The sequence below is a fragment of the Xanthomonas sp. DAR 80977 genome (assembly GCF_041240605.1).
Lineage (GTDB): Bacteria > Pseudomonadota > Gammaproteobacteria > Xanthomonadales > Xanthomonadaceae > Xanthomonas_A > Xanthomonas_A bundabergensis.
The window spans coordinates 1,124,695-1,139,897 of record NZ_CP162487.1 but is presented as its reverse complement, the minus strand read 5'-3'; the positions used below and the strand labels follow the sequence as shown (position 1 = coordinate 1,139,897).

At 71.3% G+C, this 15,203-nt stretch carries 10 protein-coding genes; 3 read left to right on the top strand and 7 right to left on the bottom strand.

The window, feature by feature from the left end:
- Positions 1–341 precede the first annotated feature (341 nt).
- The 5 genes from AB3X10_RS04830 to AB3X10_RS04810 all read right to left on the bottom strand — a co-directional run bounded on the left by AB3X10_RS04830 (position 342) and on the right by AB3X10_RS04810 (position 6,887).
- Positions 342–1,574, bottom strand: a complete 1,233-nt coding sequence (locus AB3X10_RS04830; protein WP_369979535.1) for an acetylornithine transaminase — start codon at positions 1,572–1,574, stop codon at positions 342–344.
- A gap of 317 nt (positions 1,575–1,891) precedes the next feature.
- The gene (locus AB3X10_RS04825) at positions 1,892–3,529 is read right to left on the bottom strand and encodes a hypothetical protein (protein WP_369979533.1); all 1,638 of its coding nucleotides are present in this window, start codon (positions 3,527–3,529) and stop codon (positions 1,892–1,894) included.
- A complete protein-coding gene (locus AB3X10_RS04820; protein WP_369979531.1) occupies positions 3,526–4,701 on the bottom strand; it encodes a glycosyltransferase in 1,176 nt (391 codons plus the stop codon). Before AB3X10_RS04820 ends, AB3X10_RS04825 begins: the two co-directional genes overlap by 4 nt.
- Before the next feature lie 458 nt (positions 4,702–5,159).
- Positions 5,160–5,582, bottom strand: a complete 423-nt coding sequence (locus tag AB3X10_RS04815) for a VOC family protein (RefSeq protein WP_369979529.1) — start codon at positions 5,580–5,582, stop codon at positions 5,160–5,162.
- Positions 5,583–5,726: 144 nt separating this feature from the next.
- A complete protein-coding gene (locus tag AB3X10_RS04810) occupies positions 5,727–6,887 on the bottom strand; it encodes an ROK family transcriptional regulator (RefSeq protein ID WP_369979527.1) in 1,161 nt (386 codons plus the stop codon).
- Between the two features lie 109 nt (positions 6,888–6,996).
- On the opposite strand from AB3X10_RS04810, the gene AB3X10_RS04805 reads away from it, so the two are divergent.
- Both AB3X10_RS04805 and AB3X10_RS04800 read left to right on the top strand, forming a co-directional pair.
- A complete protein-coding gene (locus AB3X10_RS04805) occupies positions 6,997–9,681 on the top strand; it encodes a TonB-dependent receptor (RefSeq protein ID WP_369979525.1) in 2,685 nt (894 codons plus the stop codon).
- A complete protein-coding gene (locus AB3X10_RS04800) occupies positions 9,671–10,906 on the top strand; it encodes a phosphodiester glycosidase family protein (RefSeq protein ID WP_369979523.1) in 1,236 nt (411 codons plus the stop codon). Before AB3X10_RS04805 ends, AB3X10_RS04800 begins: the two co-directional genes overlap by 11 nt.
- A 553-nt stretch (positions 10,907–11,459) precedes the next feature.
- Here AB3X10_RS04800 and AB3X10_RS04795 read toward each other — a convergent pair.
- Together AB3X10_RS04795 and AB3X10_RS04790 are read right to left on the bottom strand one after the other, a co-directional pair.
- Positions 11,460–12,275 carry an SDR family oxidoreductase gene (locus tag AB3X10_RS04795; protein WP_369979522.1) on the bottom strand — a complete coding sequence of 272 codons (816 nt, stop codon included), beginning with the start codon at positions 12,273–12,275 and terminating at the stop codon, positions 11,460–11,462.
- Between the two features lie 119 nt (positions 12,276–12,394).
- Positions 12,395–13,069 carry a serine/threonine-protein kinase gene (locus tag AB3X10_RS04790; RefSeq protein ID WP_369979521.1) on the bottom strand — a complete coding sequence of 225 codons (675 nt, stop codon included), beginning with the start codon at positions 13,067–13,069 and terminating at the stop codon, positions 12,395–12,397.
- Positions 13,070–13,117: 48 nt separating this feature from the next.
- Between AB3X10_RS04790 and AB3X10_RS04785 the strand changes: the two genes are divergently transcribed.
- Positions 13,118–15,133, top strand: a complete 2,016-nt coding sequence (locus AB3X10_RS04785) for a bifunctional DedA family/phosphatase PAP2 family protein (RefSeq protein ID WP_369979520.1) — start codon at positions 13,118–13,120, stop codon at positions 15,131–15,133.
- The last annotated feature ends 70 nt before the right edge of the window (positions 15,134–15,203 follow it).

Genomic DNA, 15,203 nt, shown 5'->3' with positions numbered 1-15,203 from the left:
AGGATTTTGACGTTGCTCTTCGGGGCCCCCATAGAGCGCGGCGAGGTGGGCGGGTACAACCCCGCAGGGGCGCCACGCAGGATGCGTGGCGTTTTCCGCTGGCACATGGATGTGCCATCGGAAAATTCCCGTCCACCTCGCGCACCCGGAGCGCAGCGGAGGGCGCGCGTCTGGGGTGTGCTTTCTTTTGGTTACTTTTCTTTGCACAAGCAAAGAAAAGTGACTCGCGCAAAGCGCGAAAGCTTTGGCATTGGCTTTGGCCTTGGCTTCGGCCTTCGGCTTTGACTGTGGCTATTGCCGCCGTTGCATCACGTGCAAGCAAGCACTATCCGCATCCCGACTCACCGCTTACCGACATACTCCCGCAGCGCCACCCGCAACCGCTTCAACCCCTCCGCCAACTCCTGATCCGTGATATTCAAAGAAGGCACGAACCGCAACACATCCGGCCCAGCCTGCAACGTCAGCAACCCCTGCGCGGCAGCGTGATCGAGAATCGCCCCGGCCTGCCCCGCATGCGCCTGGTTCAGCACCGCACCCAGCATCAAGCCCCGCCCGCGCACCTGCGAAAACAGCTTGAATTCCTCGTTGAGCGCGGCCAGCCCCTGCCGCAGCGCCGCCGCCTGCCGCGACACGTTCGCCGCGATCGGCGCCGAGGCCAGCTTGCGCAGCGCCACCCGCGCCACCGCCGCGGCCAGCGGATTGCCGCCGAAGGTACTGCCGTGCGCGCCGAACTGCATGGTCTCGGCGACCTTCGGCCCGGCCAGCAGCGCGCCGATCGGGAAGCCGCCGCCGAGCGCCTTGGCCAGGGTCACGATGTCCGGCGTCACGCCGTCCTGCCAGTGCGCGAACAGGGTGCCGGTGCGGCCCATGCCGCACTGGATCTCGTCCAGCAGCAGCAGCGCGCCGTGGTGGTCGCACAGCGCGCGCACCTGCGCCAGGAAGCCCGGCGCGGCCGGCATCACCCCGCCCTCGCCCTGCACCGGCTCGAGCATCACCGCGGCCACGTCGCCGGCGGCCATCGCCGTCTCCAACTGCACGATGTCGTTGAAATCCACGTAGCGGAAGCCGCCGGGCAGCGGCTCGTAGCCTTCCTGGTACTTCGGCTGCGCGGTGGCGGTGACCGCGGCCAGGGTGCGGCCGTGGAAGCTGCCGCGGAAGGTGACGATGACCCGCCGGTCCGGCGCGCGGCCCTGGCTGCCGGCCCACTTGCGTACCAGCTTGATCGCCGCCTCGTTGGCCTCGCTGCCAGAGTTGCACAGGAACACCTTGCGCGCGAAGCGCGAGGCGGCGACCAGTTCCTCGGCCAGGCGCAGCGGCGGCTCGCTGTAGAACACGTTGCTGGTGTGCCACAGCTTGCCGGCCTGCTCGAGCAGCGCCGCGGTCAGGTCCGGATCGTTGTGGCCGAGTCCGCACACCGCGATGCCGGCGGACAGGTCGATGTAGTCGCGGCCTTCGCTGTCCCACACCTTGGCGCCCTGGCCGCGCTCCAGCACCAGTTGGCGCGGGCGGTAGATCGGCAGGTAGTAGTGCTGGCCGAGGGCGATCAGGTCCGCGGCGGAGGAAGCGGTCATCGAAGGGATTCCTGGGGAAGACAGCGCACGAGTATAAGACCGCGGTGCGGCGCGCCGCGCGCGGCGCGGCAACCGCCGCGAACCGCCCACGCCTGCAGACGCGGCCACGACCCGTCGCCGCGGTGCGGCCAGGCAGCGCGGTACGGCGTGCACAGCGCCACGAAGGATTCGCGCGGCGCGCCGCCGGCGGCCGGCAGTGCCGCAGCGCGTGGCCATCCGGCGCAGGCATCGACCGCAGCCCACCCGGATGGCGCGGCAACCAGCGCCACCTGGCGCTCGCCCAGCGCCGCTCGCCACACGGCGGCTGGCGCTAGGCGCTAGCCCGGGTCGGCCGGCGCCTGCCCGGCGCGCAGCGGCGGTGCGGCCAGGAACACGAATCCGTCGGCCACCTGATGCCAGCCCAGCCCGCGGCGCCGCCAGCGCAGCACCGGCTGCAGCACGACCCGGTTCGGGGCCACCCCCGGCAGCCGCGCCAGGTCCTGCGCCAGTTGCAGCGCCGTGGTCGGGTTGAGGTCGTGCACGCCCCAGGCCAGCAGCGCGCAGCCGCCGCCCGCGGCCGCCTGTGCGCGCGTCGCCAGCCGCGCGGCGAGCCCGTCCGCGGCAGCGCGCCCGGCGAGTTCGTCGGGCGTGTAGGCGCGCAGGCGATGGGCGCGCAGGTAGTGGCCGAAGAAGTCCTGCTCGGCCAGCGTCCGGTACGGCGCGGTGGAAGGGCCGAACTTGTACGGCAGCACCACCGGCAGCTCGACCTCGCCGCAGCCGGGCAAGCGCTGCACGACCTGCGCCGACCCGCGCCAGGCCTCGTTGCGCTGCAGCGGCCGGCCGCGCAGCAGCCACAGCTGCGCGCCCACCAGCACGATCAGCAAGGCCGCGGCGGCGCGTCCGCCCGCGCTGCGCGCGCCCGGCCCCGCCGCGTCGTACAGGCGCGCCAGCAAGGCCCAGGCGAACGGCGCGGCGGTGAGCAGGTTGCGCGCGGAGAACGACGGCGCGATGGCCAGGCTCACCGCGATTCCGCTCAGCACCATGCCGACCAGCACGCAGCCGCACAGCGCCGCGACCCAGTCGGCCTGCGCCCGCGTGCGCGCCGGGTCGTGCGGGAACCCGCGCAGGCGCCGCCACAGCCAGGCGCCCAGCAGCGCGAGGACCGCCAGCACGGTGCCGCCGGACAACAGGTCGCGGCTGGCGCTGCGCAACTGGCTGTAGAAGAACCCGGCGTCGTTGCGGAACCACAGCTGGTGCACGTCCTGCTGAGTGGAGTGCAGCAACAGCAGCACGAAGGCGACGTTGACTGCCAGGATCGCCACTCCGGATGCGACCAGCGCCGCGCGCAAGCGCATGTCGCGCAACGTTGCGAGCAGGAACAGCAGCAGCATGCCCACGCACAGCAGCAGGTAGGAATGGGTGAGGCTGGCGCACAGCCCCAGCCCGCTGAGCGCGGCCCAGTGCGCGAACGGGAACGCGGCGCCGGCCTGCGCGCGCCGCCGCAACGCGACCGCGATGGCGAGCAGCCCGGCCGACAGCAGCAGGCACAGCGCGTAGCTGCGCGCGTTCTGGCTCTGCTCGAACCAGAACACCGACACCGCGCCGGCGGCCATGGCGAAGGCCAGCGCCGTCGGCGAGAACACCCGCCGCAGGCCGACCCCGAACACGCCCAGCGCCAGCACCGCGGCCACCGCGCTGGGCAGGCGCAACGCCGCCTCGCCGGTGCCGGCCAGTTGGCTCCACGCATACAGCAGCACGTAGTACAGCGGCGGGTGGGTGTCGGTGAGCGCGCGCCGCCACAGTTCGTCCAGGCCCTGGCCGTGGCCCATCACGTGCACGGTGTACAGCTCGTCGATCCAGTAGTCGCTGGCATCCAGGCCGACGAAGGCGAAGCCGCAGGCGCAGGCCGCGATCGCGGCGAAGGCCAGGGCCGGCCAGCGCGGTGCGGCCATGGCGGCGTCGCGCACCTCGCTCATTCCTTCATCGCCAGCGGCGCCGGCGCAGCGGTCTCGTGGCCCGCCGCGGCATCCGCCGCCGCGGGCTCGGGGCGCCACGCGGTCCGCTTGGCGGCGTGGTAGTTCCAACCGCCCGCGGCCAGCGCACCGGCGGCGCCGGCCAGCCACCATGGCAGTTGCAGCGCGTGCAGGCCGCTGCCGATCAGCTCGCTGAGGATCGCGCCGCCGAAACAGGCCGCATAGAACATCGCCATGCCGCGCAGCAGGCGCATGCCGCTCAGGCGCCGGTCGCGGAAGGTCAACAGGTTGTTGCACAGGAAATTCCAGCCCATCGCCGCGCAGATCGCCAGCAACTGCGCCAGCCAGAACGCCACGCCGGACAGCAGCAGCGCGCCCAGCGACAGCAGATGCACGGCCATGCCGCTGAAGCCGACCGCGAAGAACAGGCTCATCCGCGCCGGCAGCCAGCCGCGCGTGCGCTTCTCCAGCAGCAGCGCGGCCAGTTCGGCGACCACCCGCGCGTCGAGCTTGGAGGCGCCGCCGCGGCGGCTGCGCAACCGCGTCGGCACCTGCACCGTGTACGGGCGCCGCCGTGCCGAGGCCAGCACGTCGACCAGGATCTTGAAGCCGACGCCCGACAGCTGCGGCCGCACCTGCCGATACCAGGCACGCCGCATCAGGAAACAGCCGCTCATCGGATCGGCCACGCCCAGCCCCAGCAGCGTCTGGCTCAGGCGCACGCCGACGCGGCTCAGCGCATGCCGGCAGCGGCCCAGCCCGGAATCGCCTGCGTCCAGGTAGCGGCTGGCGACCACCACCTCGGCTTCGCTCTCCTGCATGCGCCGCAACATGCGCGCGATCAGCGCCGGATCGTGCTGGCCGTCGCCGTCCATGAGCGCCAGGCAGCGGCCGCGGGCGCTGTCCCAGCCGGCGATCGCCGCCGAGGCCAGGCCGCGGCCGCCGCGCCGGCGCAGCAGGCGCACCGCCGGATTGCCGGCCGCATACGCGTCCACCACCTCCGCGGTGCGCTCGTCGTCGGAGTCGTCGACCACGATCGCTTCGTAATCGATGTGTTGCAGGTGCGCAGCGAGTTCGCGCAGCACCGGGCCGATGGCCTCGTGTTCGTTCAAGGTGCAGATGACGACGGAGACGGTCGGCGCGGCCTGCAGCGCGGTGGGCGAAGACGAGGACATGGGCAGTTCCAGGGGCGCAAGAGGCGAGCGCCGAAGGGTCTGCAGCGAATGTGGCGGCGGCTTGCCGCGGCATGGCGGTGGTGTGCACGCAAACGCACACGCCGCAACGCCGCGTCATGCACGGGCGCGGGCGCTGTCGAATGCCCGGAAAAACGGCGCATCGCACATCGCCGACCGGCTTGATCGATGATGAACGCAGGCCGCTCGGCGCCGTGGCGAGGGCGGTATTGCGGCCGGTCTGCGCCATGCCGGCAGCGCAACTGCGCGAGCGGCGCAGGTCGGCGGCTTGCTTCTGTGAGAGGTCGCCGGCAACCATGCGATGCGCAAGCGAGCGCACGTCCGCTCCGCAATCCGGGCGCGGCCAAGGCGCGTGCCGCACGTGTGCGGCGCGCGCCGCCGGATTCAGCGGGAAACAGGCCGCCGCGCGCAGCGCATCCCGCGCGCGCGGCGGCGGCGGCTCACCACACGCCGGTGTTGGGCATCGATGCCCACGGCTCGGCCGGGGCCAGCGCCTCGCCCTTCTGCAGCAGTTCGACCGAGATCAGGTCCGGGCTGCGCACGAAGGCCATGCGCCCGTCGCGCGGCGGACGGTTGATGACCACGCCCTGCGCCTGCAGGTGCGCGCAGATCGCATAGATGTCGTCGACCTCGAACGCCAGGTGGCCGAAATTGCGCGCGCTGCCGTAGTCCTCGTCCGAGCCCCAGTTGTAGGTCAGCTCGACTTCGGCCTCCGGGTTCTGCGGCGCGCCGAAGTACACCAGGGTGAACTTGCCGGCTTCGTTCTCGATGCGCCGGGTCTCGCTCAGGCCCAGGCCCTCGGTGAAGAACTTGCTGGTCTTCTCCAGGTCGTGGACGCGGATCATGGTGTGCAGGTATTTCATCGCAACGGCTCCAGTGATGGGGGAAACGGGCAGGACCGCCACGCGCCGCCAGCGGTGGCGCCGCCGCGCGCGGCAGTTGGGTCCTGGCACAGGCGCATAGGGTAGCGCCCGTGGCGTGCAGGCGCGGGCAAGCCGCAGCCCCGCTCAGCGGAAGTAGCAGGCCTTCAACGGCAGCGTGGCCGCGCCGACCGCGCTGGCGTCGGCCATCGCCGCCGCCGGCAGCAGCACCGGCAGCGGCCGCGCCTGGCCGCGGCGCGGCTGGTTGTCGATGCGCAACTGCGGGATCAGCCGCAGCGCCAGGTCGCGCGGCAGGCGCCCGCCGAACACCACCGCCTGCGGGTCGAAGACCGCGGTGATCGCCGACACGATCAGCGACAGGCCCGGCACCGCGCGCGCGATCCAGCGCTCGATGGTCGGCCAGGCCGGATCGTAGGCGGCCACCAGCGCGCTGACGTCGGCCAGCATCACCCCGTCCTCGATCAGCATCTGCCGCAGCAGCTCCAGCGTGCCGCGCTCCAGGCCCTGCCCCGGCAGCATGCCGGCGAACTCGCCGGCATTGCCGTGCGCGCCGCGCAGGCAGGCGCCGTCGATCACCACGCCGCCGCCGAGGCCGTAGCTGAAATACAGATAGGCGAAATCGCGGTACTGGCGGCCGACCCCGAGCAGGCTTTCGCCGACCGCGGCCACGCTGCCGTCGTTGTCCACCCACACCGGCAGGCCCAGCGCCTCGGCCAGCCAGTCGCCGATCGACAGCTCGCCCAGCGCGCGCAGCGGATCGGGCGGATTCATGCGCTCGGCGCCATCGACGAAGAAACCGGTCATCGCCACGCCGGCGCCCAGCCGCGGCCCGAGCCCGCGTCCGGCCGCGGCCAGCAGCGCCGCATCGGCCTCGCGCAACTGCGCCAGCAAGGCCGCCGGCTCGGTCGAGCGCAGCGGATGCTCGGCGGTGGCGCGGACCTGGCCGCCGAAGTCCAGCAGCGCCAGCGACAGCGCGTCGGTGGCGATCGAGTAGCCGACGGTATGGCCGTGCGCGGGATTGAGCGCGATCGCCGCGCCCGGCTTGCCGCGGCCGCCGTGCGCCAGCGAGGCGCCGATCTGCACCAGCCCGCGTTCGGCCAGGCCATCGATCAGGCGCACCGCCGATTGCACGGTCAGGCCGGTGATGCGGCTGAGGTCGGCACGGGTGACGGTGCCGAACAGCCGCAGGCTGTCGAGCATGCGCCGCTCGTTGTCGCTGAGATCGGCATGCGTGGCGTGGACGGGGCGGGAAGCGCGCGGCAGCGAGACGGCGACGGGAGCGGGCATGAGCGAGAACTGGCGGAAGGTCGGACAAGCATACCGGGCAATGGTGAAATATTTAATTCACGTTGAGTTAGTAAATTGCCAGCCTCACGCACCCCAGGGGGATTTCCGTATGCACCGCACTTCCAACCGCCGCCGCAGCGGCAGGCCGCTCCGCCTCTCCATGCTGGCGCTTGCGCTGGCCGCCGCGACCGGCGCCCATGCCGCGACCGCTCCTGCAGCCGCTACAGCACCGTCCAGCGAGCCGACCCAACTGGACACCATCACCGTCAGCGGCCAGCAGCTGTCGATCCGCCAGGCGATCGGCGCCAAGCGCGAAGCGGAGGTGATCTCCGACGGCGTCTCCGCCGACGACGTCGGCTCGATCCCCGACTTCGGCCTGGGCGAAGCGCTGCAGCGCGTGCCCGGCGTGTCGATGGTGATCAACAACGGCCGCGGCGAAGCGCAGTTCATGAGCCTGCGCGGACTCAACCCCGACTACAACGCGGTGCTGATCGACGGCGTCGCCCTGCCCTCGACCGAGACCAGCCGCCGCATCCAGTCGCTGGACGTGATCCCGGCCTCGCTGGCGCAGCAGGTCGACATCGCCAAGTCGTTCCGCGCCGACATGGACGCCAACGCGATCGGCGGCGTGGCGTCGCTGCATACGCGCAGCGCCTTCGACACGCCCGGCCCGTTCGCCGCGGTGCGCGCCAACCTGGCCGACTGGGAAAACCAGCGCTACCTGCACGACTCCGGCCCGTCCGGGCAGGTGCAGGGCACGCTGAGCAACACCTTCGGCGCCGATGGCCACTTCGGCGTCGTGCTGTCGGCCGACTATTTCCGCCGCGACTCCTCGTCGCTGGACACCGCGATCGACAGCTACAGCTACTACCGCAACGGCGTGCGCCAGACCCTGACCCCGGCCCTGGACACCACCGGCATGGCGCTGGCGCCGGACCGCTTCCGTCCGCTGACCTACGACAACATCCGCCAGCGCCGCAGCGTGTTCGGCAAACTGCAGTACGACGACGCCGACGCGCTGTCGCTGAACCTCAGCGCCGGGCGCTTCGAGCACAGCAACGACGAGCAGCGCCGCGCGCAGTTCATCAACCGCAGCGGCAACGCGACCGTCACCTCGGCCGACACCGGCAGCTATGCGCAGGGCAACGCGCAAGTGGATGCCGACAGGTACGAGCAGACCCGCGAATTGCGCTATGCGCAGTTCGACGGCCGCTACATCAGCAACCCCACCGGGCACCTGGACTTCCTGGTCAACCGCGCGCGCGGCAGCTACCGCCAGGACACGCGCGAGGACGTGTTCACCAGCGCCGCCTCGTCGCAGCTGGGCTTCGGCTACACGGTCCGCGCCGAGGCGCGCCCGTTGCTGACGCTGAACAATCCCGCTTACTACGGCAACGCCGCCAACTACCTGCAATCGTATTTCTTCACCCGCGTGGAGAACAGCAGCACCGACACCACCACGCTGAAGCTGGACTACAGCCAGAACGCCGACGCCGGCTCGCTCGGCTGGGGCCTGCGCACCGGCCTGCAGTACCGCAACCTGGACCAGCGCTACAACCTGGACGAACTGCGCTACAACCCGATCGGCAGGGTCAGCCTGGCGGAAGTCGGCAGCGATGCCACGCGCGTGTGCCCGTATGCCGACTTCAGCTGCATGCTGCTGATCGACCCGGCCAAGGTCGCCGCCTATTTCGCCGCCAATCCGAACCGTTATGCGCTTGCCTCCAGCAACCTGCGCAACAGCACGCTCAGCGACTTCTCCATCGCCGAGCGCGGCGGCGCCGCCTACCTGATGGGCACCTGGCACGGCAGCGCCACCCAGGCCGCGTTCGGCCTGCGCAACGAGACCCTGCAGCGCTCGGTGGTCAGCCCCGTGCCGCAGCCGCTGAACAGCACCAGCAACTATGTCGGCCAGCAGACCGACAGCAGCGAGCACTACCTGCTGCCATCGGCGGACGTCGGCTGGGACATCGCGCCGACGCTGAAACTGCGCCTGGCCGGCAGCCGCACGCTCGGCCAGCCGACCTATGCCGACCTGGGCCAGAACAGCACGCCCACGGTCAGCACCACCGCGTTCACCATCTCGCGCAGCATCGGCAATCCGCAGCTGCGCCCGCGCCGCGCCGACAATCTCGACCTGTCGCTGGAGTGGTATCCGGACCGCGACGCGCAGCTGTCGCTGGGCCTGTTCCAGAAGCGCATCCGCGACGAGATCGTGCGCCTGACCGCGACCGACACCCAGACCGATCCGGGCGGACTGACCGGCACCTACCAGGTCACCACCACCGAGGCGGTCAACGCCAGCGACGCGCGCGTGCGCGGCGTGGAGTTCACCGCGATCGACACCCACTTCGACTTCCTGCCCCAGGCGCTGGCGCACTTCGGCGGCATGTTCAACGTCACCGTGCTCGACGCGCGCACCGGCGACCTGCAGATGGCCGACGGCAGCCTGCGCTCGCTGCCGGCGCTGATGGAATCGCCCAAGCGCACCGCCAACGCCTCGCTGCTGTACGACCTGGGACCGTTCAGCGCGCGCCTGAGCGGCAACTACACCGACAGGCAGCTGATCGCCTTCGCCACCGACAATCCGGTGAACGACCGCTACTACGACGCGATCACCACCTACGACCTGCAGTTGGCCTACCGCATCGGCGAGCACCTGCGCGTCACCGTGCAGGGCAAGAACCTCAGCGACGCCAAGCTCTCGCGCATGATCGGCGTGGACCAGGCGCTGTTGCGCGAGCAACTGGACAACGGCCGCGCCTATTACGTCGGGGTGGACTATGCGTTCTGAACTGCGCTGGCTGCTGGCCCTCGGCGGCGTACTGCTCGCCGCGTCCGCCTGCGCTGCTGGACCGGTGCCTGCAGCACCGGCCTTCGTGCCGATCGAAACCGTGCTCGGCGCCGATTGCTGGGGCGAATTCGGCGACGATGTGCTGCAGGCGGTGCGCGACTGCCGCGCGGCCGATGGCGGGCGCATCGCCCTGCAGGTCGCCGATGCCGAGACCGGGCCGGCGCGCGCCGGCTTCGATGCGCGCTGCGACGGCGCGCGCTGCGCGGACCTGGCGCAGGTGCTGCAGGCTGCCCCGCAACGGCGCCTGCTGCTGCGCACGCCGCCGCGGCGCCTCGATGCGGTCCTGGCCGCGGTGCAGGCCGCCGACGCCGGTACGCGCGTGGCGATCGAACCGCAGCTGCAGCGTCCGCAAGGCGACAGCGCCCCGATCGCGCTGGCCCGGGGCGTGCGCTACTGGCGCAGCGCGCGCAGCACGCCGGCGCCGGCCATGCTGCATATCGCGCAGATCGACCTGCGCACGCCCGGGCTGGAACTGGTCGCCACGCCCGGCGACCGCAGCGGCGGCAAGGAATTCCTCGCCACGCCGACCAGCGCCTTCGTGCGCGAGCACGCGCTGGCGTTGGCGATCAACGCCGACTACTTCCTGCCGTTCGACGGCGGCCACCTGCTCGACAAGGCCTTCGTGCCGCTGGCCGGCAGCGGCGTCACCGCCGAAGGCCTGGCGATCGGCGACGGCCGTCTTGCCTCGGACGGCGCGACCGCGGATGCGCGCGTGGACGGCGCCTTCTGCGCCGGCCCGCGCGGCGCGCAGATTCTCCGCGGCCGCGGCGGCTGTCCACGCGGCAGCCGCGTCGGCATCGGCGCCGGCCCGGTGCTGCTGCTCGACGGCAAGCGCCAGCCGCGCGAGACCAGCCGCGCCGCGTACTACGACGGACGCGAGCCGCGCACCGCACTCGGCCTGGACGCCAAGCGGCAGACCCTGTGGCTGGTGGTGGTGGACGGCCGCCAGCCGCACTACAGCGAAGGCATGACCCTGGACGAACTGAGCGCGGTGTTCGAAGCGCTCGGCGCCAGCAGCGCGATCAATCTCGACGGCGGCGGCTCCAGCACCATGGCCGCGCGCGTGGACGGCCAGGCGCGCGTGCTCAACAGCAGCATCCACACCGGCATCCCCGGCCGCGAACGCCCGGTCGCCAATCATCTGGGCATCCGCGTGCAGCCGTGAAACGAAGCGGCGAGATGTCAGACTTCGGATTGCGTCGATGACTGATGACCAAAGCCACCCGCAACCCTATCCCAGTGCACCATCACATCGATCGCAAGCCCCTGTAGGAGCGGCTTCAGCCGCGACGAATGAAGCGGGAAGCTTCCAGGCCGCGGACAGCATCTGTCGGGGCTGAAGCCCCTCCTACAGGGCACCCGGCACGCTGCACCCGGCACGCTGCACACAAGCCCTTGCAGCAGCGGCTTCAGCCGCGACGAACGCAGCGGCGGATGTGCCGCGACCGGACAGCGTCGGGACTGAAGTCCCTCCCGCAGCGCACCCAGCGCAAGGCCACGAGTCCTTTCCGGAAACCCCTTGTGGGAGCGGCTTCAGTCGCGACGAACGCAGCGGGAAGCTTCCAGGTTGCGGACAGCATCTGTCGGGGCTGAAGCCCCTCCTACAGGGCATGCGGCAAGCTGCACCCAGCGCCGCTGCACGCAGCGCCATCGCACGGCCTCCATCAAGCCCATGTCGCCGCTCCGATGCGCCAGCGTGTCCGCCAGCGCAGCGCCGCTCAATCCAGGAACAGATCCGGCAGCAACGGCTGCGCCGGGTCCAGCGCATAGCCGGACAGGTCGATCACCCCGGCCGCGGCCAGCACCTCGTCGTCGATCAGGAACTGCCCGTGGAACCCGGCCGCGCTGCGCGTCAGCACCGCGTGCGCCGCGTCGGCCATGATCTCCGGTCGCCGGCCGTTGCCGGCGCTGACGCCCGGGATCATGTTCAGCGCCTCGGTGGCGATCAGCGTGCGCGGCCACAGCGCGTTGACCGCCACGCCCTGTGGACCGAATTCGCCGGCCAGGCCCAGGGTCACGAAGCTCATGCCCATCTTCGCCAGCGTGTAGCCGGTATGCGGCGCCCACCATTTCGGATCCAGCGACGGCGGCGGCGCCAGGGTCAGGATGTGCGGATTGGGCGACTGCAGCAGATGCGGCAAACAGGCCTGCGCGCACAGGAAGCTGCCGCGCGCATTGACCTGCTGCATCAGGTCGAAGCGCTTCATCGGCGTGTCCAGCGCGCCGCGCAGCCAGATCGCGCTGGCGTTGTTGACCAGGATGTCGATGCCGCCGAACGCATCCACCGTCGCCGCGACCGCGGCACGCACCTGCTCCTCCTCGCGGATGTCGCACTTCAGCGCCAGGCCGCGGCCGCCGGCCGCCTCGACCGCCGCCGCCGCGCTGTGGATGGTGCCGGGCAGCTTCGGATTGGGCACCGCCGACTTGGCCGCGATCGCCACGTTGGCGCCATCGCGCGCCGCCCGCAATGCGATCGCCAGGCCGATCCCGCGCGAAGCGCCGGTGATGAACAGGGTTTTGCCTTGCAACGTCATGGGATTGGGGATTCGGGATTGGGGATTCGCTCCAGCTTAGCGCCTTTGTTGTCCTCGCCAGGACAGCTCGCGACGCAGCCATGCGCTTCTACCAATCCCCAATCCCCAATCCCGGCCCCTCAGGGCTTCGGCCCCTGCCCCTCGTTGTCTTCCCACTTCAGGATGCGCCGGGTCACCAAGCGGTAGACCGGCTTGCCGGTGGCGAACCACAGTTCGCGCACCCAGGAGTGGCGCTTGAGCAGGCGCAGTTCGACCGGGGTCAGCGCCTGCCGGCAGTACATGCGCTTGTGCTTGAGCAGGTGGCGCAGGTCCTCGCGCGCCAATAGCCGCATCCAGCGCGAACGCGGCGCGCCGCGCACCGCCAGCTGGAAATCGATCAGCGCCGGACTGCCGTCCTCCAGCACCAGCCAGTTGGCTTCCTTGGCCAGGTCGTTGTGCGCCACGCCGCGCCGGTGCACCTGCTGCAGCAGGCGCCGGGCGGCGCGGAAGTAGGCCAGGTCGCCGCGCGGCGGGCGCTGGTACATCGCGTCCCCGGCCAGGTAGCTGCGGTCCAGGAAGGTGCCGTCCCAGCCGCGCAGCTGCGGGGTCGCCGCCATGCCGGCCAGCTGCCGCAACGCCCGCGCCTCGCGCCGCGCCAGCCACCAGGCCGGCAGGCGCAGCCACCACGGCGCGGCGGTCAGGTCGCGACGCACGAACACGCGCTCGCCGTGGCCGTCGGCCTCGCGTACCAGCAGGATGCGGCCGAAGCTGTCGGACTTGAGGATCTGGGTGGAAGCGGCCGGCGCGCGGGTCATCGCACCAGTTTAAGCGGAACGCCATCCTCGCCCACTTATAATGCCCCCATGAATGCATCATGGATCGACGCCACGCTGGAGTGGGTCGCAGCGCATCCCATCCTGGCCGGCGCGGTCATCTTCGCGATCGCGTTCTGCGATGCGGTCATCGTGCTGGGCACCATCGTGCCGGCGCTGCCGCTGCTGTTCGCGATCGGCGTGCTGATCGGCCTGGGCCAGATCTCCGGGCCGTATGCGGTGGTCAGCGCCGCGCTCGGCGCGCTGGCCGGCGATGCGCTCAGCTACTGGGTCGGCCACCGCTGGGGCCACCAACTGCGCAACTACTGGCCGTTCCGGCGCTATCCGCAGCTGCTGGACCGCGGCGAGGCGATGTTCCGCCGCAACGCCTTCAAGAGCATCCTGGTGGCGCGCTACGTCGGCGCGATCCGCCCGTTCGTGCCGGCCGTGGCCGGGATGATGAAGATGCCGCTGCGCCGCTATTTCATCGCCAGCAGCGTGGCGGCGGTGAGCTGGGCGCTGCTGTTCCTGGGCCCGGGCTGGCTGCTCGGCCAGGCCTACGACGCGGTCGCCGCGGTCGCCGGGCGCCTGTTCCTGGTGCTGGGCCTGCTGGTGCTGGCGCTGGGCCTGGTCTGGGCGATCGTGCTGTACGGCTACCGCTGGTCGGCCGGGCACATGGACGCGCTGCTGGCGCGCGGCCTGGACTGGTCGCGCCGGCATCCGGTACTGGGCCGCTATTCGATCGCGGTGTTCGACCCGCAGCGGCGCGAGTCGGTGCCGCTGGCGATGCTGGCGGTGATGCTGCTGACGCTGGGCTGGTGCTGGTTCGCGCTGCTGATGGTGGTGGTGGGCCATGGCGAACCGCTGCGGCTGGACCTGGCGGTGCACGACCTGATGCTGGCGTTGCGCAACCCGCTGGCCGACTACCCGATGACCGCGCTGGCCTCGCTCGGCGACTGGCAGGTGCTGGTGCCGGCCACCACGCTCGGCCTGGGCTACCTGATCTGGCGCCGGCGCTGGATGGCCGCGGCGCACTGGCTGGCCGCGCTGGCCTTCGGCCTGGCCCTGACCAAGCTGCTCGGCACCACCGTGCACGTGGTGCGCCCGCCGGCCGCCAGCAGCGGCTTCGGCTTCCCGTCGGTGGCGGTGACCATGGCCACGATCAGCTTCGGCTTCTTCGCCGTGCTGATCGCGCGCGAACTGCCCGGGCGCTCGCGGGTGTGGCCATACCTGCTGTCCGGCGTGGTGGTGACCCTGATCGGCTTCGCCCGCCTGTACCTGGGCGCGCATTGGCTCAGCGACGTGGTCGGCGGCATGCTGTTCGGCATCTTCTGGCTGCTGGTGCTGGGCATCGCCTACCGCCGCCGCTTCAACCGCGCGTTCTGGATGAAACCGCTGGCCTGGCTGTTCTATGGCGGCTTCGCCGCCGCGGCGCTGTGGTACGCGCCGCGCAACCTGGAGCAGAAGCTGGCCAAGTTCGAACCGCCGCCGCCGGTGCTGATGGATCTGGCGGCCACCACGTGGTGGCAGGACGAATGGCGGCTGCTGCCGTCGCGGCGCAACGAGTTCGACGACGACCAGCGCTGGCCGCTGGACCTGCAGGTGGCCGGGCCGCTGGCGCCGCTGCAGCGCCAGCTCGAAGCCGCCGGCTGGCGCGTGCAGACGCAGGCCGGCTGGCAGCAGGCGCTGCAACTGCTCGACTACAAGGCGCAGGCCGAACAGGTGCCGGTGCTGCCGGCGACGCTGGACACGCAGGTGGAATCGCTGCTGATGCTGCGCCCCGGCCCGCGCCCCGGCGAACTGTACGCACTGCGCCTGTGGCCGGCGCCGGCGCGGCTGCAGCCGGGCAACGTCCCGCTATGGCTGGGCAGCGCGCAGAGCCTGCGCTACGAACGCCACTTCAACCTGATCGGCCTGTGGCGCCCGCTGCGCGGCGCCGATCCCGCGCTCAACGCGGTCACCGACGCCTTGCACGCGCTGCCCACGCGCAAGGACATGCATCGCCCGTCGGATGTGCCGGTGCTGCTGGTGCGCAGCGAGGGCGAGGCCGTCGCCGAGGCTCGGTAGCGCATCCGATTCAGCGGTCTACCACGGCAGAATTGTGTGGCGAAGCGATGTAGGAGCGGCTTCAGCCGCG

Coding starts and splice junctions, on each gene's coding strand:
- AB3X10_RS04825 (WP_369979533.1), bottom strand. CDS start 3,529: ATGAGCGAGGTGCGCGACGCCGCCATGGCCGCACCGCGCTGGCCGGCC.
- AB3X10_RS04795 (WP_369979522.1), bottom strand. CDS start 12,275: ATGACGTTGCAAGGCAAAACCCTGTTCATCACCGGCGCTTCGCGCGGG.
- AB3X10_RS04785 (WP_369979520.1), top strand. CDS start 13,118: ATGAATGCATCATGGATCGACGCCACGCTGGAGTGGGTCGCAGCGCAT.
- AB3X10_RS04815 (WP_369979529.1), bottom strand. CDS start 5,582: ATGAAATACCTGCACACCATGATCCGCGTCCACGACCTGGAGAAGACC.
- AB3X10_RS04830 (WP_369979535.1), bottom strand. CDS start 1,574: ATGACCGCTTCCTCCGCCGCGGACCTGATCGCCCTCGGCCAGCACTAC.
- AB3X10_RS04820 (WP_369979531.1), bottom strand. CDS start 4,701: ATGTCCTCGTCTTCGCCCACCGCGCTGCAGGCCGCGCCGACCGTCTCC.
- AB3X10_RS04800 (WP_369979523.1), top strand. CDS start 9,671: ATGCGTTCTGAACTGCGCTGGCTGCTGGCCCTCGGCGGCGTACTGCTC.
- AB3X10_RS04810 (WP_369979527.1), bottom strand. CDS start 6,887: ATGCCCGCTCCCGTCGCCGTCTCGCTGCCGCGCGCTTCCCGCCCCGTC.
- AB3X10_RS04805 (WP_369979525.1), top strand. CDS start 6,997: ATGCACCGCACTTCCAACCGCCGCCGCAGCGGCAGGCCGCTCCGCCTC.
- AB3X10_RS04790 (WP_369979521.1), bottom strand. CDS start 13,069: ATGACCCGCGCGCCGGCCGCTTCCACCCAGATCCTCAAGTCCGACAGC.